Source organism: Nocardioides pacificus, assembly GCF_054775955.1.
In genome coordinates, this window is the sequence record NZ_BAAHCI010000003.1 from 76,808 (window position 1) to 97,998 (window position 21,191).

At 70.3% G+C, this 21,191-nt stretch carries 21 protein-coding genes; 3 read left to right on the plus strand and 18 right to left on the minus strand.

The genetic code is table 11. The annotated features are described in order from the left end of the window. From ACYU7L_RS00885 to ACYU7L_RS00900, 4 genes are all read right to left on the minus strand, one after another. The coding region (locus ACYU7L_RS00885) for a peptide ABC transporter substrate-binding protein (protein WP_460793279.1) at positions 1-1,610 on the minus strand (1,610 nt) is incomplete at its 3' end. Positions 1,611-1,749: 139 nt separating this feature from the next. Continuing rightward, positions 1,750-3,531, minus strand: a complete 1,782-nt coding sequence (gene aspS / locus ACYU7L_RS00890) for an aspartate--tRNA ligase (protein WP_460793280.1) — start codon at positions 3,529-3,531, stop codon at positions 1,750-1,752. Next, positions 3,528-4,850 (minus strand): histidine--tRNA ligase, encoded by a 1,323-nt coding sequence (hisS, locus tag ACYU7L_RS00895; protein WP_460793281.1) that lies wholly within the window; start codon positions 4,848-4,850, stop codon positions 3,528-3,530. The genes aspS and hisS overlap by 4 nt, the downstream gene beginning before the upstream one ends. A 5-nt stretch (positions 4,851-4,855) precedes the next feature. Further along, complete coding sequence (locus ACYU7L_RS00900; RefSeq protein ID WP_460793282.1) at positions 4,856-5,590, minus strand: MBL fold metallo-hydrolase; 735 nt, start codon at positions 5,588-5,590, stop codon at positions 4,856-4,858. A 162-nt stretch (positions 5,591-5,752) separates the two neighbouring features. On the opposite strand from ACYU7L_RS00900, the gene ACYU7L_RS00905 reads away from it, so the two are divergent. Further along, positions 5,753-6,982 carry a DUF349 domain-containing protein gene (locus tag ACYU7L_RS00905; RefSeq protein WP_460793284.1) on the plus strand — a complete coding sequence of 410 codons (1,230 nt, stop codon included), beginning with the start codon at positions 5,753-5,755 and terminating at the stop codon, positions 6,980-6,982. A gap of 151 nt (positions 6,983-7,133) precedes the next feature. Here ACYU7L_RS00905 and ACYU7L_RS00910 read toward each other — a convergent pair whose 3' ends face one another. Next, the gene (locus ACYU7L_RS00910) at positions 7,134-9,275 is read right to left on the minus strand and encodes a hypothetical protein (protein ID WP_460793286.1); all 2,142 of its coding nucleotides are present in this window, start codon (positions 9,273-9,275) and stop codon (positions 7,134-7,136) included. A 401-nt stretch (positions 9,276-9,676) separates the two neighbouring features. Here ACYU7L_RS00910 and ACYU7L_RS00915 point away from each other — a divergent pair, with 401 nt between their 5' ends. Further along, a complete protein-coding gene (locus ACYU7L_RS00915; RefSeq protein WP_460793288.1) occupies positions 9,677-9,976 on the plus strand; it encodes a GIY-YIG nuclease family protein in 300 nt (99 codons plus the stop codon). 90 nt (positions 9,977-10,066) lie between these two features. On the opposite strand, the gene ACYU7L_RS00920 is transcribed toward ACYU7L_RS00915, so the two are convergent. The 12 genes from ACYU7L_RS00920 to pgsA all read right to left on the minus strand — a co-directional run bounded on the left by ACYU7L_RS00920 (position 10,067) and on the right by pgsA (position 20,332). Then, on the minus strand, positions 10,067-12,298 hold the full coding sequence (locus ACYU7L_RS00920) for a RelA/SpoT family protein (protein ID WP_460793343.1): 2,232 nt from the start codon (positions 12,296-12,298) through the stop codon (positions 10,067-10,069). A gap of 103 nt (positions 12,299-12,401) precedes the next feature. Continuing rightward, positions 12,402-12,920, minus strand: coding sequence for an adenine phosphoribosyltransferase (locus tag ACYU7L_RS00925; RefSeq protein WP_460793344.1), 519 nt, complete (start codon positions 12,918-12,920; stop codon positions 12,402-12,404). A 46-nt stretch (positions 12,921-12,966) separates the two neighbouring features. Then, the gene (gene yajC / locus ACYU7L_RS00930; protein ID WP_460793290.1) at positions 12,967-13,302 is read right to left on the minus strand and encodes a preprotein translocase subunit YajC; all 336 of its coding nucleotides are present in this window, start codon (positions 13,300-13,302) and stop codon (positions 12,967-12,969) included. Positions 13,303-13,437: 135 nt separating this feature from the next. Then, complete coding sequence (gene ruvB / locus ACYU7L_RS00935; protein ID WP_460793293.1) at positions 13,438-14,538, minus strand: Holliday junction branch migration DNA helicase RuvB; 1,101 nt, start codon at positions 14,536-14,538, stop codon at positions 13,438-13,440. Position 14,539: 1 nt separating this feature from the next. After that, positions 14,540-15,139, minus strand: coding sequence for a Holliday junction branch migration protein RuvA (ruvA, locus tag ACYU7L_RS00940; protein ID WP_460793295.1), 600 nt, complete (start codon positions 15,137-15,139; stop codon positions 14,540-14,542). Further along, positions 15,136-15,657: a crossover junction endodeoxyribonuclease RuvC gene (ruvC, locus tag ACYU7L_RS00945; RefSeq protein ID WP_460793297.1), complete on the minus strand. Its 522-nt coding sequence runs from the start codon at positions 15,655-15,657 to the stop codon at positions 15,136-15,138. The genes ruvA and ruvC overlap by 4 nt, the downstream gene beginning before the upstream one ends. Positions 15,658-15,761: 104 nt before the next feature. Beyond that, complete coding sequence (locus ACYU7L_RS00950; RefSeq protein WP_460793299.1) at positions 15,762-16,529, minus strand: YebC/PmpR family DNA-binding transcriptional regulator; 768 nt, start codon at positions 16,527-16,529, stop codon at positions 15,762-15,764. 67 nt (positions 16,530-16,596) lie between these two features. Beyond that, on the minus strand, positions 16,597-17,478 hold the full coding sequence (locus ACYU7L_RS00955) for an acyltransferase family protein (RefSeq protein ID WP_460793301.1): 882 nt from the start codon (positions 17,476-17,478) through the stop codon (positions 16,597-16,599). Positions 17,479-17,563: 85 nt separating this feature from the next. Further along, positions 17,564-18,148 (minus strand): pyridoxal 5'-phosphate synthase glutaminase subunit PdxT, encoded by a 585-nt coding sequence (pdxT, locus tag ACYU7L_RS00960; protein WP_460793302.1) that lies wholly within the window; start codon positions 18,146-18,148, stop codon positions 17,564-17,566. A 64-nt stretch (positions 18,149-18,212) separates the two neighbouring features. Then, positions 18,213-18,770 (minus strand): DUF6891 domain-containing protein, encoded by a 558-nt coding sequence (locus tag ACYU7L_RS00965; protein ID WP_460793304.1) that lies wholly within the window; start codon positions 18,768-18,770, stop codon positions 18,213-18,215. Then, positions 18,767-19,687, minus strand: coding sequence for a pyridoxal 5'-phosphate synthase lyase subunit PdxS (pdxS, locus tag ACYU7L_RS00970; protein WP_460793306.1), 921 nt, complete (start codon positions 19,685-19,687; stop codon positions 18,767-18,769). The genes ACYU7L_RS00965 and pdxS overlap by 4 nt, the downstream gene beginning before the upstream one ends. Positions 19,688-19,708: 21 nt before the next feature. Further along, positions 19,709-20,332 (minus strand): phosphatidylinositol phosphate synthase, encoded by a 624-nt coding sequence (pgsA, locus tag ACYU7L_RS00975; protein ID WP_460793308.1) that lies wholly within the window; start codon positions 20,330-20,332, stop codon positions 19,709-19,711. Between the two features lie 94 nt (positions 20,333-20,426). Between pgsA and ACYU7L_RS00980 the strand changes: the two genes are divergently transcribed. After that, entirely contained in the window at positions 20,427-20,561 is a 135-nt protein-coding gene (locus ACYU7L_RS00980; protein ID WP_460793311.1) for a hypothetical protein, read from the plus strand. A gap of 68 nt (positions 20,562-20,629) precedes the next feature. Here the strand turns inward: ACYU7L_RS00980 and ACYU7L_RS00985 are convergent, their stop codons facing one another. After that, complete coding sequence (locus tag ACYU7L_RS00985; RefSeq protein WP_460793313.1) at positions 20,630-21,175, minus strand: HIT family protein; 546 nt, start codon at positions 21,173-21,175, stop codon at positions 20,630-20,632. Positions 21,176-21,191: the final 16 nt, after the last annotated feature.

Below are 21,191 nucleotides of genomic sequence, written 5' to 3' on the forward strand. Positions count from 1 at the left end.
CCGAACGAGTTGATGGCAACCTCGTTGACCTTGTCCGACCAGCCGACGTTCGCCGTGGAGTACCACAGCGGGATGACGCGCATGTCCTCGGCCAGACGCAGCTCCGCCTCCTGGTAGAGGGTGTTCGCCTCCTCCAGGGTGGGGGCCGCAGCCGCCTCGGTGGTCAGGCGGTTGAAGTCGGCGTCGTCGAAGTCGTAGTAGTTCGACGCCGCGCCCTTGCCGTACAGCGGGACCAGGAAGTTCTCGATGGACGGGTAGTCCATCTGCCAACCCGAGCGGAACATGCCCGTGGTCTTGCGCTCGTCGAGGTCGGTGAGGAACGTCGCGAAGTCGACGGTCTTCTTGACCGTGCACTCGATGTCGAGAGCCTGGCTGATCGAGTTGCAGGCAGCCTCGGACCACGGACCGTGGTCGCCGTCGCCGTTGACCGTGATCGTCAGGCCGTCGCCGTTGTAGCCGCCGGCCTCCTCGAGGGTGGCCTTGGCCGCCTCGGGGTCGTAGACACACGCCTCGCCGCACTGGTCGGCCTTGTAGCCGTCGACGACGGGCGAGACCCAGCCGGTGGCCGGCTCACGGGTGCCGGCGAAGATCTGGTCGATGATCGTCTGGCGGTCGATGGCCATCGAGATGGCCTTGCGGACGCCCGGGTTGGCCAGGTCCTTGTCCACGTCGGGGTTCATGCCGAGCAGCTGGATCACGCCGACCTCGCGGGTCGCGCCGCGGTCGTCCAGGTCCGCCAGCCACTGGTCGTCGGTGAGGACGTCGGTGGGGATCTCGTTGGTGACGTCGATGCCGCCGCCGGTGACCTCGTTGTAGGCCGCGTTCGGGTCGGTGAAGATCCGGAACGTGATCTTGTCGACCTTGCCCGCGTTGTCACCGGAGTACTCCGGGTTGCGGCTCACGACGATCTGCTGGTTCTTGTCCCAGGTGTCGACCTTGTAGGGGCCGGCGGACACGGGGGCGTCACCGAACGCCTCGGGGTCCTCGAAGAAGGACTCCGGGAGGGGGGCGAACGCGGTGTAGCCGAGACGCACGGGAAGGTTCGAGACCTTCTCGGTGGTCTTGATCGTGAAGGACGTGTCGTCGACGACCTCGAGGCCCGAGAGCTCCTTGGCGGCCGGCTCCTTCTTGCACTCGTCGTCGCTGCACTGCATGTCCGCGTAGCCCTCGAAGGGCTCGAAGAAGTAGTTGGCCTGGTAGCCGTTCGGGCCGTAGGCCGCGTAGTTCCAGGCGTCGACGAAGCTGGCAGCCGTGACCGGCGTGCCGTCGGAGAACTTGTAGTCGTCCTTGATCGTGACCGTGAACGTCTGGTTGTCCTCGGTCTCGATGGACTCCGCGATGTCCATCTCGGGCTCGGCGTTCTCCACGTTGTAGTGGATCAGCTTGGCCGTGGTGACGTCGAGGACGTCACCGCCACAGGTCTCGGCGGTGTTCTGCGGGACGAGCGGGTTCTCCGGGTTGCAGCCACGGACGGTGATCTCGCCGCCGGTGCTGCTGCCGCTGCCGCTGCCGTTGCTCGTGTCGTCGTCGTCGCCCGATCCGCACGCCGACGCAACGAGCGTCAAGGCAGAAACCGCGACGACAGCCATGGAACGGGAAACGCGTCGCATGTATGTCCTCCTTCAACTGGCAAATCAATGAGCCCGATGTCCGAGCGCTGGACGGGACTCTATGTGAAACTGGCACTCCCGATCGATCACCCACGCGTAACGATCCGGACACGGCACCCGTCGCGGGGCATTCTGTGCGTCAGCCCTCGGACGGGACTTCCTGCACCGCCTTGGCGTCCACACCGGCTTCCTTGCGCTGTTCCGGCGTGATCGGCGCGGGCGCTGCGGTGAGCGGGTCGTAGCCGCCACCGGACTTCGGGAAGGCGATCACCTCGCGGATCGAGTCCGCCCCGGCCAGCAGCGACACGATGCGGTCCCAGCCGAAGGCGATGCCGCCGTGCGGCGGCGCGCCGAACGCGAAGGCGTCGAGGAGGAAGCCGAACTTCTCGTCGGCCTCGGCCTCGGAGATGCCCATCACCTCGAAGACGCGCTTCTGGATGTCCTCGCGGTGGATACGGATCGAGCCGCCGCCGATCTCGTTGCCGTTGCAGACGATGTCGTAGGCCCAGGCCAGCGCGTCACCGGGCGAGGAGTCGAAGGTCTCGAGGTCCTTGGGTGAGGTGAAGGCATGGTGCACCGCGGTCCATGCACCGCTGCCCACGGCGACGTCACCGGCGGCGGTGGCCTCGTCGGCAGGCTCGAAGAGCGGCGCGTCGACGACCCACAGGAAGCTCCATGCGGACTCGTCGATGAGCCCCAGGCGGCGGCCGATCTCGAGTCGTGCGGCGCCGAGGAGAGCCCGGCTGGACTTGACCCCGCCGGCGCCGAAGAAGATGCAGTCGCCGGGCTCGGCACCGACGTGGCCGGCCAGGCCGTCGCGCTCGGCGTCGGTGAGGTTCTTGGCCACGGGACCACCGAGGGTGCCGTCCTCGCCCACGAGGACGTAGGCGAGCCCCTTGGCACCGCGCTGCTTGGCCCACTCCTGCCAGGCGTCGAGCTTCTTGCGGGGCTGGCTCGCGCCGCCGGGCATCACGACCGCGCCGACGTAGGGCGCCTGGAAGACCCGGAAGGTGGTGTCGCTGAAGAACTCGGTGCAGTCGACGAGCTCCTGGCCCATGCGCAGGTCGGGCTTGTCGGAGCCGAAGCGCGCCATCGCCTCGGCGTAGGTCATCCGCGGCAGCGGCGTGGGCACCTCGTGCCCGATCAGGCTCCACAGCGCGACCAGGATCTCCTCGGCCAGCGCCAGGACGTCGTCCTGCTCGACGAAGCTCATCTCGATGTCGAGCTGGGTGAACTCCGGCTGACGGTCGGCGCGGAAGTCCTCGTCGCGGTAGCAGCGGGCGATCTGGTAGTAGCGCTCCATGCCGGCGACCATCAGCAGCTGCTTGAACAGCTGCGGGCTCTGCGGCAGGGCGTACCAGCTGCCGGGGCGCAGGCGGGCCGGCACCAGGAAGTCGCGGGCGCCCTCGGGCGTGGAGCGGGTCAGGGTCGGCGTCTCGATCTCCACGAACTCGTGGCGGTCCAGCACGTCGCGAGCGGCCCGGTTGACCTTGCTGCGCAGGCGCAGCGCGTTGCCCGGGCCGGTACGACGCAGGTCGAGGTAGCGGTGCTTGAGGCGGGCCTCCTCGCCGACGTCGACGTGGTCGTCGATCGGGAACGGCAGCGGTGCGGAGGCGCTGAGCACCTCGACTCCCCCGTCGGCGTCCGCGATGACCTCGATCTCGCCGCTGGGCAGGTTGGGGTTGGCGTTGCCCTCGGGACGCAGGGAGACGGTGCCGGTGATCTTCAGGCAGTACTCGTTGCGCAGCGCGTGCGCGACGGCCTCGTCGCGGACGACGACCTGGACGATGCCGCTGGCCTCACGCAGGTCGAGGAACGCCACGCCACCGTGATCGCGCCTGCGGCCCACCCACCCGGCGAGGGTGACGGTCTGGCCGACGTGCTCGGCGCGCAGGGCGCCGGCGTCATGGGTGCGGATCACGAGAGTTGCTCCTTGGTGGTGGTGGATTCTTCGCTGTCGTTTGTCGAGCCTGACGAGCCTGTCGAGACCAGCCGCGCCAGCGTCGGCACGAGCTCGTCGAGCGCGACGCTGTGCTGCTCGCCGGTGTCCATGTGCTTGAGCTGGGCGCTGCCCTGCTCCAGGTCGCGCTCGCCGATCACGACGACGTAGGCGGCGCCGGACTTGTCCGCTGCCTTCATCGCACCCTTGAGACCGCGTCCACCGAAGGACTGGTCGGTGCGGACGCCGGCCCGACGCAGCTCGGTGGCGAGCAGGGCCGCGCGGGAGCGGGCGGCGCCCAGCGGTACGACGTACGCGTCGAGGGCGCGGGCGGGCCCGACCGACAAGCCCTCCGCCTCGCAGGCGAGGAAGGTGCGGTCCAGCCCGAGTCCGAAGCCGATGCCGGAGAGCTCCTGGCCGCCGAGCTCGGCCATCAGGCCGTCGTAGCGTCCGCCGCCGCCGATCCCGGACTGGGCACCGAGGCCGTCGTGGACGAACTCGAACGTCGTGCGCGTGTAGTAGTCGAGGCCGCGGACCAGCCGCGGGCTCAGCGTGTACGACGTGCCGGCGGCGTCGAGCAGCCCGCGGACCTCACCGAAGTGCTCGGCGCAGTCGGCGCACAGGTGGTCGAGCATGAGCGGGGCGTCACCGAGCTGGGCCTGCACCTCGGGGCGCTTGTCGTCGAGGACGCGCAGCGGGTTGAGCACCGAGCGCTCGCGCGTCGCCTCGTCGAGGTCGAGCCCGGCGAGGAAGCCGGTGAGCCGCTCGCGGTAGGCCGGACGGCACTCGCGGCAGCCCAGCGAGGTGAGCTCGGTGCGATAGCCGGTCAGCCCGAGAGAGCGATAGCCGTCGTCGGCGATCGCGATCACCTCGGCGTCCAGCGCCGGGTCGTCGGAGCCGATGGCCTCGATGCCGAACTGCTGGAGCTGGCGGTAGCGGCCGTGCTGGGGACGCTCGGCGCGGAAGAACTGGCCGGCGTACCAGAGCTTCACCGGCAGCTGGCCGCGGTCGAGGCTGTGCTCGATCACGCTGCGCATGACGCCGGCCGTGCCCTCGGGACGCAGGGTGAGCGAGCGCCCGCCGCGGTCCTCGAAGGTGTACATCTCCTTGGAGACCACGTCGGTGGACTCCCCCACGCCGCGCACGTAGAGCGCGGTGTCCTCGAAGATCGGCAGCTCGATGTAGCCGTAGCCGGCGTTGATCGCGGGTGCCGACAGGGCCGCCTGGATCGCCAGCCACGCGCCGGAGGCGGGCGGGAGGTATTCGGGCACGCCCTTGGGTGCCGCGAGCTTGGACTTCATGTGATCTAGAGACCTCGGGTGATTCGGCCCGCGGACCCGGCGTCGCCGGGCGACTCGATGAGCTCGCGCAGGTAGGGGTTGGTGGCGCGTTCGCGACCGATGGACGTCTGCTCCCCGTGCCCGGGCAGCACGACGATGTCGTCGGCCAGCGGCAGCACCTTGTCGGTCAGGCTGCGCAGCATCGTGGGATGGTCCCCGCCCGGCAGGTCGGTGCGACCGATCGAGCCGGCGAAGAGCAGGTCGCCGGAGAACATCAGCTCGGAGATGTCCGCCTGGCCCGCCGCCGCGCCGTACGGCGTGCGGAAGGTGACCGACCCCTCGGTGTGCCCGGGGGTGTGGTCGACGACGAAGGTCAGGCCGGCGATCTCCAGGCTCTGGGCGTCGGCGAGCTCGCGCACGTCGTCGGGCTCGGCCCAGGTGTAGTCGCCGCCGAGCAGCATCTGCGTGCTCTCCCGCGACATGCCGGCCATCGGGTCGGTGAGCAGGTGCCGGTCGCGGGGGTGGATCCAGGCCGTGGCGTCGTACGTGCCGGCGACCGGGGCCACCGACCACATGTGGTCGATGTGGCCGTGCGTCACCAGGACCGCGATGGGCTTGAGCCGGTGCTCGCGGACCACCTGGTCGACGCCGGATGCCGAGTCCTTGCCCGGATCGATGACGACACACTCGTTGCCCGCCCCGGTCGAGACGACGTAGCAGTTCGTCCCCCAGGGACCGGCAGGAAACCCAGCGATCAGCACTCACGCAGGGTACCGAGCACGCCCAGGTTCCGTCGCATCGGTTCTGGGGACCCCCGCGCGACCAAGGAGCGGAGCGCTGAGGGGGCCGATGACCGACACGTTCGAGCGACGATCGCTAGCATGGGCGCCTGCCAGCGTTCGGCCAAGCGAAGAGGATCACCAGTGACGGGTCAAGAGTGGGGACGAGTTGCCGAGGACGGCACCGTCTACGTGCGCACCTCGGACGGTGAGCGGTCCGTGGGGCAGTACCCCGAGGGCACCCCCGAAGAGGCACTGAAGTTCTTCACCGAGCGGTACGCCGCCCTGGCCTTCGAGGTCGAGCTGCTGGAGAAGAGGATCGGCTCCGCCGTGATGACGCCGGAGGAGGCGACCGAGTCGGTCAAGAAGGTCCGCGAGCAGGTCATCGGGGCCAACGCGGTCGGCGACCTCGAGGGCCTGGCCGCTCGGCTCGACGCGCAGGGCGCGGTCATCGAGACCCAGCGTGAGGCGCGCAAGGCCGAGAAGGCGGAGAAGCTCGCCGCCTCCAAGGTGGACAAGGAGCGCATCGTCGCGCAGGCCGAGAAGCTCGCGACCGGCAACGACTGGCGCAACGGTGCCAACCGGCTGCGCGAGCTGCTCGACGAGTGGAAGGCGCTGCCGCGTCTGGACCGCGCCTCGGACGACACCCTGTGGCGCCGCTTCTCCACCGCGCGTACGGCGTACACCCGTCGCCGCAAGTCCCACTTCGCCGAGCAGCACGAGAAGCGCGACGCCGCCAAGGCGATCAAGGAGCGCCTCGCCACGGAGGCCGAGGCCCTGGCCACCTCCACCGAGTGGGGACCCACGGCCGGCCGGTTCCGCGACCTGATGCGCGAGTGGAAGGCCGCCGGCCCCGCCCAGCGTGACGAGGACGAGGCGCTGTGGAAGCGGTTCCGGGGCGCGCAGGACGCGTTCTTCGGCGCCCGCGACGCCACGAACGCCGAGATGGACCGCGAGTTCGCAGCCAACGCCGAGGTCAAGGAGGAGATCCTGGTCGAGGCCGAGGCGCTGCTCCCCGTCACCGACGTCGAGGCCGCGAAGCGCACCTTCCGTGACCTCGCCGACCGCTGGGACGCCGCCGGCAAGGTCCCCCGCGACCGGATCAAGGACCTCGAGGCCCGGATGCGGAAGGTCGAGACGGCCATCCGCAACATCGAGGACGAGCAGTGGAAGCGCTCGAACCCCGAGAAGTCCGCCCGCGCCGACGACATGGTCAGCAAGCTCGAGAAGGCCATCGCCGACGTCGAGACCCAGCTCGAGGCTGCCCGCACCAAGGGCGACGCGAAGAAGGTCAAGGACCTCGAGGAGAACCTCGCCTCCCGCCAGGCCTTCCTCGACATGGCTCGCAAGGCCGCCGAGGAGTTCAGCGGCTGACCCAGGGGCTGCGCACCCGTTCGCCGGTCGAGCAGGTTGCGCACCCGTTCGCTGGTCGAGCAGGTTGCGCACCCGTTCGCTGGTCGAGCAGGTTGCGCACCCGTTCGCTGGTCGAGCAGGTTGCGCAGCAACCGACGTCGAGACCCCACCCTCACCCGATCGGGATCTCCGCACTCCTCACGCCCGCACGCGTCTCATCCCCGATGAACTCCACCCGGTACACCGGCCCGTTCACCGTGTCCGTGAACACCGCCACCCCATCGGCGTCCGTCACGGCCACATCCACAGCCGTCCCCGCCAGCGACCCGAACTTCGCGATCAGCCAGACCCGCTTCCCTGCCACCGGCTCACCCGAGGCACTGACGGTGAGCCGGGCGCCGGCAGTCCCCTGCTCGGTCTCCCATCCCCTGATCCTGGTGGGCGCCCGGACGAACACCTCCGGTGAGACGGACTCCTCATACGGGCCGGACTCCTCGAGCACCCAGGCGAAGGTACCGGCACGAGGCATGCTGACCCCGAGACTGACCCGTCCGTTGCGGTTGGTCAGCGCGGAGCCCACCTCCTCCCAGTCCTCGCTGCCGTCCCACCACACCCAGAGCGAGACTCGCGGGGTGCCCAGCAGCGGCTCCCCCTCAGGATCCGCTCGCGTGGCCCGAGCGTTCAGCACGACCTCACCGCTCTGCATCGCGTTGAACGTGTCGGTCCAGACGGTCAGTCGCGTCGGGATGGACTCGAAGGGCGGGTCCACCAGGAAGAAGGTCATGGTGTCGGTCGCAGCGCGCCCGTCGGCCGTGCGGATCGTCAGCCGGAGGGTGATCTTCCCGGTCTGGGCCACGCAGGTGACCTCCGGGTTGGGGCGCGTCGCGTCTCGCAGCATGCACTGTCCGCGGGTCACGGCCCAGTGATAACCGGTGATGTCCCCGGTCGTGCGCGCCTCCAGTGGCTCGGCGTAGTCGGCCCAGGCGTTCTCGAGCGGCGCGATCTCCACGCTCGGTGCGGCGCCGGTGAGGAACGAGACCCGGCCGGCGAGCGTGCGTGACAGGCCGGTCCTGCCGACCGCCGTCAATCGGACCGCCGGCTCCCGAACGAAGGAGTCGCAGGTGAAGGTGACCCGGCGACCGCGGGAGTCGGAGGCGGTGCAGCCCGGAGCGAAGCTCCAGGTGTACGACGCGCGCGGGCCCTTGGTCGTGGCCGTCGCGGTGACCGATGCTCCGACCGGGGCCCGGCGTCGCGAGAGGTGCAGCGTCGTACGGGGGGCCGTCAGCCTGGGCACGACATCGAGGAACGGTGAGCGGGCCATGTTCCAGTGCGTCGCCAGGTAGGAGCCGGCGGGCGGCCTGGTGTTGAAGTAGTCGTCGTTGTTGCAGTCGAAGAGCAGCTCCTCGCCCTCCGGGCAGAACTCGCGCATCTCGACGTCGTCCGCGTCGGCGTAGCACATCGCGTCGAACTCGTCGGTGCAGTGACCGGCGACGCTCGCGTGTGGAGCATCGGGCTGGACGGCACCCAGCGTGTGCGCGATCTCGTGAGTCACGATGACGTGATCTGCCGCCTCGCCGAAGCAGGTGGTGTCGATCAGGGCGTAGGCCGGCATCTCGCCGTCGTTGCGGTTCCCGTGCTTGGAGGAGTCGATCGCCTTGTTGCCAGCGCACGCGGCCTCAGCGCCGGTGAAGATCACGTACTTGCGGTCGGGACGGTCATAGCCCGCCTCGATCACGGCGGTCGCTGTTGCCACGTAGCCGCTCTCGAAGCTCCCGGCCGGGACCGTCACCTCGGGCATCATCGGGATGCACCGCCGGTCATGCACCCAGCGGACCCTGCGCCCCCCACCGGTCTTGAGCGCCGACGCGGCGAAGGTGTCGTCGGCGTTGGCGAGGTCGTTGAGCATCTTCGGCATGAGCTCGGCGCGCCGGGACTTCGTGCCCTCCTCGACGGCGAAGAGCGCCTGGACGCGATACCAGTCCTTCTTCCTGTTCCCGTCCGAGCAGGAGGGACGCACGTGGGCGCCCAGCTGGGGAAGGCGCGAGCTCCCCGCAGGACGGGGCCCCTCGGCCGTGCCGTGAAACTGCCCGAAGGCAGCCGCGCGACGCTTCACCTTGGCCCGGGTCTCCTTGCCCTGGCTCTTCTTCACCCAGGGCGCGTCCGTGTGCACGTCCGAGTGCGCATCCCCCGCCTGCTTCACCGCAGCAGGCGCCTTCACGGTCGGGGCCTCAGCGACCGACTGCGCCGGCACCGCCAGCACGAACGACGCCACAGCCGAGCTCAGGACAGCGGCAGCAAGAGCACGCACACGCACAGGAGGACCCCTCAGTAGGGCCGACAGGCGTCGGCGACCTCACATTGTGCCGACCCACCCCCTTCAGCGCCCCGATTTCAACAAACTCCCCACCGCGTCGCTGGTCGAGCAGGTCGCGCAGCAACCGACGTCGAGACCACCACCCCCGCCGGTCGAGCAGGTCGCGCTAGCGACCGACGTCGAGACCACCACCCCCGCCGGTCGAGCAGGTCGCGCTAGCGACCGACGTCGAGACCACCACCCCCGTCGGTCGAGCAGGTCGCGCTAGCGACCGACGTCGAGACCACCACCCCCGTCGGTCGAGCAGGTTGCGCAGCAACCGACGTCGAGACCTACCGCCTATCCACAGCCCCCAACAGGGCCCCTTGCCGACCGAGCCGACCGCGCGCAACCCTCAACCGGTGCCCTTCACCTACATGCTCGAGTGCTCCGACGGCTCCTTCTACGTCGGCAGCACCCGCGACCTCGAACGCCGCCTCCACCACCACCAGACCGGCCTCGGTGCGTCGTACACCCGCACTCGCCGCCCGGTCAGGCTCGTCTGGCACGAGGAGCACGAGAACGTCGCCCTCGCCTTCGCCCGCGAGAAGCAGATCCAGAACTGGAGTCGGGCCAAGCGGCTGGCACTGATCGAAGGGAGGTACGGCGCGTTGCCGGAGCTGGCTTGGGGGTGGGGTGAGGCGGGACCTCGGCGCGGGTAGGTCTCGACGTCGGTTGCTGCGCAACCTGCTCGACCAGCGGGGTGGTGGTCTCGACGTCGGTTGCTGCGCAACCTGCTCGACCTGCGGGGGCTACTGGGTGACGCGGTAGGCGTCGAAGACGCCGGGGACGGTGCGGACGGCGCGCAGCACGGAGTCGAGGTGCTTGGCGTCGGCCATCTCGAAGGTGAACCGGCTCTTGGCGACGCGGTCGCGGGTGGTGCTGAGCTGGGCGCTGAGGATGTTCACGTGGACGTCGGAGAGCGCCATCGTGATGTCGGAGAGCAGGCGCGCGCGGTCGAGGGCCTCGACCTGGATGTTGACCAGGAACGTCGACAGCGCGGTGGGCGCCCACTCGACGTCGAGCAGCCGCTCGGGCTGGTTGTTCAGCGACGAGGCGTTGGTGCAGTCGCGGCGGTGGACCGACACTCCCCCGCCCTTGGTGACAAAGCCCAGGATCGGGTCGGGCGGCACCGGCGTGCAGCACTTGGCGACCTTGACCCACACGTCGGCCGCACCCTTGACGATGACGCCGGAGTCGCCCGGCGTGCTCGCCTTGGACCGCGAGCGGCGGTGGGTGATGTTGATGCCCTCGGCGAGGTCCTCGGCGGCACCGGCGGGCCCGCCGTGCACCTCCAGGACGTGCCGTACGACGGCCTGGGCGCTGAGGTTGCCCTCACCCACGGCGGCGTAGAGAGCGGTGACGTCGGCGAGCTTGAAGTGGGCGGCGGCGACGCTGAGCGTGTCGTGCGAGAGGAGTCGCTTGAGAGGCAGGCCCTCCTTGCGCATCATCCGGGCGATCTGCTCCTTGCCCCGGTCGATGGCCTCCTCGCGGCGCTCCTTGGTGAACCACGCGCGGATCTTGGAGCGCGCCCGCGGCGACTTCACGAAGGTCAGCCAGTCGCGCGAGGGTGCGGCACTGTCGGACTTGGAGGTGAAGACCTCGATAACGTCGCCGTTCTCGAGCGTCGACTCCAGCGGCACGAGGCGTCCGTTGACGCGCGCGCCGATGGTGCGGTGCCCGACCTCGGTGTGGACGGCGTAGGCGAAGTCGACCGGCGTGGCGCCCAGTGGCAGCGCGATCACGTCGCCCCGGGGGGTGAAGACGTAGACCTCGGCCCGGTTGATCTCGAAGCGCAGCGACTCCAGGAACTCGCCCGGGTCCTCGACCTCGCTCTGCCAGTCGAGGAGCTGGCGCACCCAGGTCATGTCATCGATGTCGCCGCGCTGCTCGGTGTCGACGCCGCTGCGGGTGTTCTCCTTGTACTTCCAGTGCGCCGCCACGCCGTACTCCGCACGCCGGTGCATCGCGAAGGTGCGGATCTGCAGCTCCACGGGCTTGCCCTGGGGACCGATCACCGTCGTGTGCAGGGACTGGTACATGTTGAACTTCGGCAGCGCGATGTAGTCCTTGAACCGGCCGAGCACCGGGTTCCACCGGGCGTGCAGGACACCGAGGGCGGAGTAGCAGTCGCGGTCCTCCTCGACGAGGATCCGGATGCCGACCAGGTCGTAGATGTCGGTGAACTCGCGACCACCGACGATCATCTTCTGGTAGATCGAGTAGTAGTGCTTCGGCCGACCGGTGACCCGCGCCTTGACCCGGGCCTCCTTGAGGTCGGCCTCGACCTGCGCGATCACCTCGGCGAGGAACTGGTCGCGCGACGGGGCACGCTCGGCGACCATCCGGACGATCTCGTCGTAGATCTTCGGGTGCAACGTCGCGAACGCGAGGTCCTCGAGCTCCCACTTGAGGGTGTTCATGCCGAGGCGGTGGGCCAGCGGCGCATAGATGTCGAGGGTCTCGCGGGCCTTGCGCTCCTGGGTCTCCTGCTTGACGTAGCGCAGGGTCCGCATGTTGTGCAGCCGGTCGGCGAGCTTGATGACCAGCACCCGGATGTCGCGCGACATCGCGACGATCATCTTGCGGATCGTCTCGGCCTGGGCGGAGTCGCCGTACTTGACCTTGTCCAGCTTGGTCACGCCGTCGACCAGGCGCGCGACCTCGTCGCCGAAGTCTTCGCGCAGGGCGTCGAGGGTGTAGGGCGTGTCCTCGACCGTGTCGTGCAGCAGCGCGGCGACGAGCGTCGGCTCGGTCATGCCGATGTCGGCCAGGATCGTCGTCACCGCGAGCGGGTGGGTGATGTAGGGGTCGCCGCTCTTGCGGGTCTGGGTGCCGTGCATCTTCTCGGCGACCAGGTAGGCGCGCTCGAGGAGCGCCAGGTCGGCCTTCGGGTGGTTGTTGCGTACGGCGCGGAAGAGCGGATCGAGGACGGGGTTGCCGACCTGGGAGCGCGTGCCGATCCGGGCCAGTCGTGCGCGCATGCTCCGTGCGGAGGTGCTGGTCGCCTCGGGCGCACGCTCCCGCAGCGGGGGAACGGCGCCATCCTCGGTCATTGGCACAGTCTAGGGCCCGGCGAAAGGCCCGTCAGACCGACGTCACGACCGTCATCGCGACGTCGCGGAGAGCGGCGCGCCCGGGGAGGAAGGTGAGCTCCATCAGCACCGCGATCGCGTGGACCTCGCCACCGCAGGCCTGCACCAGGTCCTGGGTCGCGGCGAGGGTGCCGCCGGTCGCGAGCACGTCGTCGACGAGCAGGACCCGCTCGCCCGGGGCGATCGCGTCGCAGTGGATCTCGAGCGTCGCCTCGCCGTACTCGAGTGCGTAGGAGACCGCGTGCGTCTCACGGGGCAGCTTGCCGGCCTTGCGGACGGGCACGAACCCCGCTCCCAGGGCGAGCGCCACCGGGGCGCCGAGGATGAAGCCGCGCGCCTCCATGCCGAGCACCTTGTCGACCACGGTGCGGCCCTGGTCGTCGCGACCGGCCTGGGCCAGCGCCTCGATCACGGACGTGAACGCCTCGTGGTCGGCGAGCAGGGGGGTGATGTCCTTGAAGACGACGCCCGGCTCGGGGAAGTCGGGAACGTCCGGCACGAAGCGCGCCATCGCGTCGGAGGCGCGCAGGAGGACGTCGCTGGGGCTCACGGTGCGCTCACAGCTCCTTGCGCAGGTCGGGGCCCTCGTCGGGTCGCTCGGCCACGGCGTCGCTCGCCATGTCGTCGTCGACCTCGTCGACCGGGTCGGGGATCACGCTGGCCACGGCGCCGCGAGCCACCTCGACGACCACGCCGGGGGCGAGCTCGACACGCAGCCGATCGGGGGCATCGGAGCCGACGACCGTGCCGAAGATGCCCGAGGAGAGCATCACGCTCTCACCGGTGGTGAGGGCGCTCTGCATCTTGCTGAGCTGCTTCTGTCGACGCGAGGCCGGCCGGATGACCAGCAGCCAGAAGATCACCGCGATGGCGATGATGGGCAGGAACTCCACGAAACAGCCTTTCGGACGCACAGCAGGTGAGCAGATGACCGCCGCAGGTGCAGCGCTCAGGGGGTCGAGTCTAGTCGTCCAGGCGTACGACGAGCGCCCCGGGCACCGCGAGTGACGGGCGAGGCCGGGCCGCCCTCACTCCTCGAAGAGGGGCTCGTCCCCGAACGGATAGGCCGAGGGCGGCGCTGTGAGCCCGAGGTGCTGCCAGGCCGCGGGGGTGGCGATCCGCCCGCGCGGCGTGCGGGCCAGGAAGCCCATCCGCACCAGGAACGGCTCGGCGACCTCCTCGACCGTCTCGCGCTCCTCGCCGACTGCGACGGCAAGGGTGGAGACGCCGACCGGTCCCCCGCCGAAGCGCCGGCACAGGACGTCGATGACGCCGCGGTCGAGCCGGTCGAGACCGCACTGGTCGACCTCGTAGAGGTCCAGCGCGGCGTGCGCGATCGGCAGCGTCACCACGCCGTCGGCGCGGACCTGGGCGAAGTCGCGCACCCGGCGCAGCAGCCGGTTGGCGATCCGCGGCGTGCCCCGCGAGCGGGACGCGATCTCCGCGGAGCCCTCGTCGGTGAGCTCCACGCCGAGCAGGCCGGCGGAGCGGTGCACGATCTGGTCGAGCTCGTGGGGCTCGTAGAACTCGAGGTGGGCGGTGAACCCGAACCGGTCGCGCAGCGGGCCGGGCAGCAGTCCCGCGCGCGTGGTGGCTCCGACGAGCGTGAACGGCGGGATCTCGAGCGGGATCGCCGTCGCTCCGGGTCCCTTGCCGATGACGACGTCGACCCGGAAGTCCTCCATCGCCATGTAGAGCATCTCCTCGGCCGGGCGCGACATCCGGTGGATCTCGTCGACGAAGAGGACGTCACCCTCGTTCATGCCCGACAGGATCGCCGCCAGGTCGCCGGCGTGGGTGATGGCGGGCCCGCTGGTCAGGCGCAGGGGGGTCGACATCTCGCCGGCGATGATCATCGCGAGCGTGGTCTTGCCGAGCCCGGGCGGCCCCGAGAGCAGCACGTGGTCGGGGGCGCGACCCCGCTGGCGGGCGGCCTCGAGGACCAGTCCGAGCTGCTCGCGGACCCGCGTCTGGCCCACCACCTCGTCGAGGCTGCGCGGACGCAGGGCAGCCTCGACGGCTCGCTCGTCGCCCTCGGCCTCGGCGGCGGTCAGCGAGCGCAGGTGGGCCTGCTCGATCGCCGCCAGCTCGTCGACGCCCAGCTCGTCGGTGTCGTCGTCGTAGTTCATCTCAGGCCTTGCTCAGCGTGCGCAGCGCCGCGCGCAGCAGCGCGCCGATGTCCGGGGCGTCGCCCGCGTCGGGGGCGACCGCGTCGACGGCCTTCTCGGCCTCCTTGGCCGACCAGCCCAGGCCCACGAGCGCCTCGTGCACCTGCTCGCGCCAGGCGGGGGCGGCGGGCGCCGCGCCGGGCCGGGCCACTCCGCCGGTGGGCGGGCCGATCCTGTCCTTGAGCTCGAGGATGATCCGCTGGGCGCCCTTCTGGCCGACGCCGGGGACGCGGGTGAGGGTCTTGACGTCCTCGGTGCCGATGGCCCGGCGCAGGTCGTCGGGGCTGAGCACGGCGATGATCGCCTGCGCCAGCTTGGGCCCGACGCCCGACGCGGTCTGGACGAGCTCGAAGACCGTCTTCTCCTCGGCGTCGAGGAAGCCGAAGAGCGTCAGCGAGTCCTCGCGCACGACCATGCTGGTGGGCAGCATCGCCTGCTGGCCGGTGCGCAGCGTCGCGAGCGTGCCGGGGGTGCACATCAGCTCGAGACCGACTCCACCCACCTCCACGACGGCGCTGTTGAGGGTGACGGCGGCGACCTCGCCGCGCACGAACGCGATCATCTCTTCCTCCCTGCGGCAGCGACGGCTGCATCGATCCGGGCCTGCGCGCCTCCGCGCCAGATGTGGGTGATGGCCAGCGCCAGCGCGTCGGCGGCGTCGGCCGGCTTCGGTGGCGCCGAGAGCCGCAGGATGCGCGTCACCATCGCGCCCACCTGGGCCTTGTCGGCGCGGCCGCTGCCGGAGACCGCGGCCTTCACCTCGCTGGGGGTGTGCAGCGCGACCGGCAGCCCGCGGCGGGCGGCGCACACCATCGCGATACCGCTGGCCTGCGCGGTGCCCATCACCGTGCTGACGTCGGAGCGGGCGAAGACCCGCTCGATGGCGACCGCGTCGGGCTGGTACTCGTCGAGCCAGGCGTCGACGCCCTTCTCGATCGTGACCAGCCGGATCGGCACCGGCTCGGAGGCCGAGGTGCGCAGCACGTTGACGTCCACCATCGTCAGGGGGCGGCCGACCTCGCCGTCGACGACGCCCATCCCGCACCGGGTGAGTCCGGGATCGATCCCGAGGACACGCATGAGCAACCTTCCGTCCGAACACCTGTTCGGAGGAACGCTATCCCGCCGCCCACGCCGTACGGCGCAGGACACGCGGGCCGCGCGCCGTGCCGGACGGTCGATGCTCACTCCTCCTCGAGCGCCGCCATGACCTCGTCGGACACGTCGTGGTTGGCGAAGATGTTCTGCACGTCGTCGAGGTCCTCGAGGACGTCGACGAGGCGGAACATCTTCGCGGCGGCGTCCTTGTCGAGCTCGACCTGCAGGTCGGGCACGAACGACGCGTCGGCGGAGTCGTAGTCGATGCCGGCCGCCTGCAGGGCGGTGCGCACCGCGACCAGGTCGGTGGCCTCCGAGATCACCTCGAAGGCGTCGCCGAGGTCGTTGATGGTGTCCGCGCCGGCCTCCAGGGTGGCCTCGAGCAGATCGTCCTCGGTGACCGTCTTGCCGTCCTGCTCGGCGGGCACGACGACGACGCCCTTGCGGTGGAAGAGGAACGAGACCGAGCCGGGGTCGGCGAGCGACGCGCCGTTGCGGGTCATCGCGGTGCGGACCTCCATGGCCGCGCGGTTCTTGTTGTCGGTCAGACACTCGATGAGCATCGCGACACCGCTGGGGCCGTAGCCCTCGTACATGATCGTGGAATAGTCCGCGCCACCGGCCTCGGCGCCCGAGCCGCGCTTGACCGCGCGGTCGATGTTGTCGTTGGGGACCGACGACTTCTTGGCCTTCTGGATGGCGTCGTAGAGGGTGGGGTTGCCGCCGATGTCGCCGCCGCCCATCCGGGCCGCGACCTCGATGTTCTTGATGAGCTTGGCGAACATCTTGCCGCGCTTGGCGTCGATCGCGGCCTTCTTGTGCTTGGTCGTCGCCCATTTGGAGTGGCCAGACATACGTCCCTCTTCTACTCGGACTAGGTGCGCGGGCGTCGCGCTCTCAGCAGCTGCGCAGGCGACGCCGTCAACGAAGGCCCTGTCGGGCCGCGACGATCCTACCTGTGCCCGCCGACGTGGGGCGGGGCAGCCGGAACAGCAGGTCGACGGCCCGGTGACGCCGGGCTCGCACCAGTCCGGCTCCGGCCAGCAGCGGGCAGCCGATCGCCGCGGCCAGCAGCGGGAGCGGAGCCCTCACGCCGCACGCCACCAGCAGCTCGACCACCAGCAGGCTGACCAGCAGGTGGCAGGCGTAGTAGACGACCGAGGAGCGTCCCACCGACGCCAGCACTCCCCAGCGCACGCGCCCCACCGCCGATGCCAGCTCCACCGGCACCCGCGGACCCACGAGCCGGGCCAGCAGGTCGCCGACGAGGAACCACCCCAGCAGGGACACGAAACGGTGCAGCTCGGGATCGCTCAGCAGCCCGGGCTCGAGCAAGTCCGCGGCCAGCACCAGGCAGGGGCCGGCGAGGGTCCGCACGGTGGCCGGCAGTGGCGTCGCGAGCAGATGGAACACGAAGAGGTAGGCCAGGAACCACAGGTAGGTCGGCGGGTCGTAGGCGAGCCGGCCGAGGAAGTCCCACGGCACCCCTCCCCCGCTCCGCAGCACGTGGACCGTCAGGTGCAGCCCGTCGAGCGCGGCCCACACGGCGTACGGCCAGGCCAGCGCGCGGAGCTTGCCCTCGACGTGGTGCCGGGCGCCCTTGGCCAGCGAGCGCGGCAGCAGCAGACCGGACAGCAGCACCAGCAGCGGCATCCGACAGGGCTCGAGCTCGGTGTTGAGGATCGTCAGCGGCGTCGGCACCGGCCGGTCGGCGACGCCGGCGACGACGAGCTCGGCGTGAAGCAGCACCACCGCGAGGACACACGCACCCCGGATGCCGTCCATCCAGCTCTGTCGGGCCATTCGGGTCAGGCTTCCCACGCCGGATCACCAGGCGGCCAGGAACCGTCGAGCGGCGAGGGAACAGCCGATGAACCTTGTCGGCGGCTCAGGCCAAGCGGACCAGGTCCACGAACAGCCGGTGCATCCGGTGGTCGCCGCCGACCTCGGGGTGGAAGGAGGTGGCCATCAGGGCCCCTTGGCGTACGGCGACCGCGTGGTCGTGGGTGCGCGCAAGCACCTCGACCTCGGGTCCGGTCTCCTCGACCCACGGCGCCCGGATGAAGACCGCGTGCACCGGGTCGTCCAGACCGACGACGTCGAGGTCGCCCTCGAAGGAGTCGACCTGCCGGCCGAAGGCGTTGCGGCGCACGGTCACGTCGAGCCCACCGAGGGTCTCCTGGCCGGCGGCGCCGCCGCGGATCCGGTCGGCGAGCATGATCATCCCGGCGCAGGTGCCGAAGGTGGGCATGCCGTCCTTGATCCGCTGCTGGAGCGGGTCGAAGAGGTCGAAGGTCCGGGCCAGCTTGGCCATCACCGTCGACTCGCCGCCGGGCAGCACGAAGCCGTCGCAGCGCTCGAGCTCGGACACACGTCGTACGCCGATCGCGGTGGCGCCCAGCGAGCCGAGGGCCTGCAGGTGCTCGCGCACGTCGCCCTGCAGGGCGAAGACCCCGATGGTGGGGGAAGACATCAGTGACTCCAGGAAGGGGGGACGGAGGAGACGATCAGGGGCGGGTCGATCAGGGGCGGGTCGATCAGGGGCGGGGCTGCCAGCGGACGGCGACCTCGAAGCGCCCATCGACCACGCGCGGGGCCAGCCCGTGGTTGCGCAGACACAGCGAGACGGGTCCGGCGAGGGCGTCGCCCTCGACGGCCAGATGACCGGTGGCGTGGCGCAGCTCGCCGATCAGCAGCGGCTCGTCCACCGCACGCCACACGTCGAGCTGCCCGAAGCGCAGCAGGCCGCGCAGCGTGGCGCCGGCGGCGAGGATCCGCTCGGTCTCGGCCCGGGCCTCCTCGATCGAGGCGCCGACCAGCACGCGCACCCGGTGCTGCTCACACTCGGCGAGCGCCGCCCGCAACCGGTCGTGGCCGGTCTGCTCGGGCCACGACGCAGCGTCGGTGGCGAGCGCACGCCGCTCCCCCGCGATCCAGGCCCGTGCCAGCACGGAGGCCTCGAGGTGCGGGAAAGCGGCGTCGATGACCGTGATCGAGTCGGCCAGCAGCTCGTCGGGTGGCAGCAGGGCCGACCGGACCTGGAGCCGCACGTGCTCGCGCAGCTCCTCCTCGGTCCGGCTCTGCTGCGAGGTCACCAGCCGCGCTCGGAGAGGCGGTGCGGCTGCGGGAGCTCGTCGACGTTGATGCCGACCATCGCCTCGCCGAGGCCGCGCGAGACCTTGGCGACCACGTCGTGGTCGTCGAAGAAGGTGGTGGCCTTCACGATCGCCTCGGCGCGCTGCTCGGGGTTGCCGGACTTGAAGATGCCGGAGCCGACGAAGACACCCTCGGCGCCGAGCTGCATCATCATCGCGGCGTCGGCCGGGGTGGCGATGCCGCCGGCGGTGAAGAGGACGACGGGCAGCTTGCCGGCCTCGGCGACCTCGCGGACCAGCTGGTAGGGCGCCTGGAGCTCCTTGGCCGCGACGTACAGCTCGTCGGCCTCCATGGAGGCGAGACGACGCAGCTCGGCGCGGATGGTGCGCATGTGCATGACCGCGTTGGAGACGTCGCCGGTGCCGGCCTCGCCCTTGGAGCGGATCATCGCCGCGCCCTCGGTGATCCGGCGCAGGGCCTCCCCGAGGTTGGTGGCGCCGCACACGAAGGGGACGGTGAACTTCCACTTGTCGATGTGGTTGGCATAGTCGGCCGGGGTGAGGACCTCGGACTCGTCGATGTAGTCGACACCGAGGCTCTGCAGGACCTGGGCCTCGGCGAAGTGACCGATCCGGGCCTTGGCCATCACCGGGATCGAGACGGCCTCGATGATCGAGTCGATCATGTCGGGGTCGCTCATCCGGGAGACGCCGCCCTGGGCGCGGATGTCGGCGGGGACCCGTTCGAGGGCCATCACGGCGACGGCGCCGGCGTCCTCGGCGATCTTGGCCTGCTCGGCGGTGACGACGTCCATGATGACGCCGCCCTTGAGCATCTCGGCCATGCCGCGCTTGACGGTCGAGGTGCCGGACGTGGGGGCGCCGGCGGTGGAGCTTGCGGGGGAATCAGTTGACATGCGCTGAGCGTAACGGTCGTCTCAGGTGGCGGACGACGCGTCTTGCGCCATCGCCTGCTGACGCACCACCCAGATCCGTTGGGCCACCGTGATCGTGCTCGCGAAGGCCAGCAGCCACAGCGCGACGTACATCAGCACGGGCAGGTCGAAGATCGCCCCCAGGCCGGTCATCACGAGGATCAGCACCAGCCGGTCGGCTCGCTCGGCGATGCCGACCTTGGCCTCGAAGCCCAGCGACTCGGCGCGGGCGCGGGCATACGAGGTGAAGGAGCCCATGGCCAGGCAGATCAGGGAGAGCCACAGATACAGACGCGAGTCCCCCGGGCCGGCGAAGTAGAGCGCCAGCCCGCCGAAGATCGCCGCGTCGCCGATCCGGTCGAGCGTGGAGTCGAGGAAGGCACCGAACTTGCTCGAGCGACCGCTCAGCCGCGCCATCGTCCCGTCGAGCATGTCGCTGAACACGAACGCGGTGATGAACAGCACCCCGCCGAGCAGTCTCCCTTGGGGGAAGAACGCGAGCGCGCCGACGCAGACCCCGATCGTGCCGACCAGCGTCACGGCGTCGGGGCTGACGCCCAGCCTGGTCAGGAGGCGGGCGACGGGGGTGATGACCTTCGTCCAGAAGGCGCGGAATCTGTCCAGCATGGCGGGAGCAGGTTAGCCGGTCGGCGACGAAGTTCGTCGAGGGGGCGTACGGTCACCCCATGGAGCCACTCAGGCTTCCAACCCAGGAGCCACCATGGCCGACAAGTCGCCCCGCCAGGGCATGTCCAAGAAGTCCAGCAAGTCCATCAAGGAGAAGCGCTCCGACAAGCGCGACAGCGCCGCGAACGCCACCGCCATGGAGAAGGCCGCCCTCAAGGGCAAGAAGTAGCCCCTCGCTGGTCGAGCAGCCCCCTTCGCTGGTCGAGCAGGTTGCGCTAGCAACCGACGTCGAGACCCCTACCCCCAGGCCGAAGCAAACAACGCCCGAGTCTCCGTCAGCAGCTCCGGCAGCGTCTTCGTGCGCCCGATGATCGGCATGAAGTTCTGGTCGCCCGACCACCGCGGCACCACGTGCTGGTGCAGGTGAGCCGAGATCCCGGCCCCCGCGATCGCCCCCTGGTTCATCCCGATGTTGAACCCCTGCGCTCCCGAGACCGATCGGATCACCCGCATCGCCTGCCGGGTCAGGTCGGCGATCTCGGCAGCCTCGGCGTCGCTCGTCTCGGTGTAGTCGGCGATGTGCCGATAGGGGCACACCATCAGGTGTCCCGGCGCATACGGATAGAGGTTCAGCACGACGTAGGACAGCTCCCCGCGCGCGACGACCAGCCCCTCCTCGTCGCCGAGCGTCGGGATCCGGCAGAACGGGCACTCCTCGGCTGACGAGCCGGCCGGCTTGTTCTCGCCGCGGATGTAGGCCATCCGGTGCGGCGTCCACAGCCGGTCGAGCTCGTCGGGTCCCCCGATGCCGTCCTGGTGCAGCGATTCCTGAGACTGGCTCATGGCCTCACCCTAGGAC

Coding starts and splice junctions, on each gene's coding strand:
- hisS (WP_460793281.1), bottom strand. CDS start 4,850: ATGAAGTCCAAGCTCGCGGCACCCAAGGGCGTGCCCGAATACCTCCCG.
- ACYU7L_RS00920 (WP_460793343.1), bottom strand. CDS start 12,298: ATGCGCGCACGACTGGCCCGGATCGGCACGCGCTCCCAGGTCGGCAAC.
- ACYU7L_RS00925 (WP_460793344.1), bottom strand. CDS start 12,920: ATGGCGCGCTTCGTGCCGGACGTTCCCGACTTCCCCGAGCCGGGCGTC.
- ruvB (WP_460793293.1), bottom strand. CDS start 14,538: ATGAACTACGACGACGACACCGACGAGCTGGGCGTCGACGAGCTGGCG.
- ruvA (WP_460793295.1), bottom strand. CDS start 15,139: ATGATCGCGTTCGTGCGCGGCGAGGTCGCCGCCGTCACCCTCAACAGC.
- ruvC (WP_460793297.1), bottom strand. CDS start 15,657: ATGCGTGTCCTCGGGATCGATCCCGGACTCACCCGGTGCGGGATGGGC.
- ACYU7L_RS00950 (WP_460793299.1), bottom strand. CDS start 16,529: ATGTCTGGCCACTCCAAATGGGCGACGACCAAGCACAAGAAGGCCGCG.
- ACYU7L_RS00955 (WP_460793301.1), bottom strand. CDS start 17,478: ATGGCCCGACAGAGCTGGATGGACGGCATCCGGGGTGCGTGTGTCCTC.
- pdxT (WP_460793302.1), bottom strand. CDS start 18,148: ATGTCTTCCCCCACCATCGGGGTCTTCGCCCTGCAGGGCGACGTGCGC.
- pdxS (WP_460793306.1), bottom strand. CDS start 19,687: ATGTCAACTGATTCCCCCGCAAGCTCCACCGCCGGCGCCCCCACGTCC.
- pgsA (WP_460793308.1), bottom strand. CDS start 20,332: ATGCTGGACAGATTCCGCGCCTTCTGGACGAAGGTCATCACCCCCGTC.
- ACYU7L_RS00980 (WP_460793311.1), top strand. CDS start 20,427: ATGGCCGACAAGTCGCCCCGCCAGGGCATGTCCAAGAAGTCCAGCAAG.
- ACYU7L_RS00985 (WP_460793313.1), bottom strand. CDS start 21,175: ATGAGCCAGTCTCAGGAATCGCTGCACCAGGACGGCATCGGGGGACCC.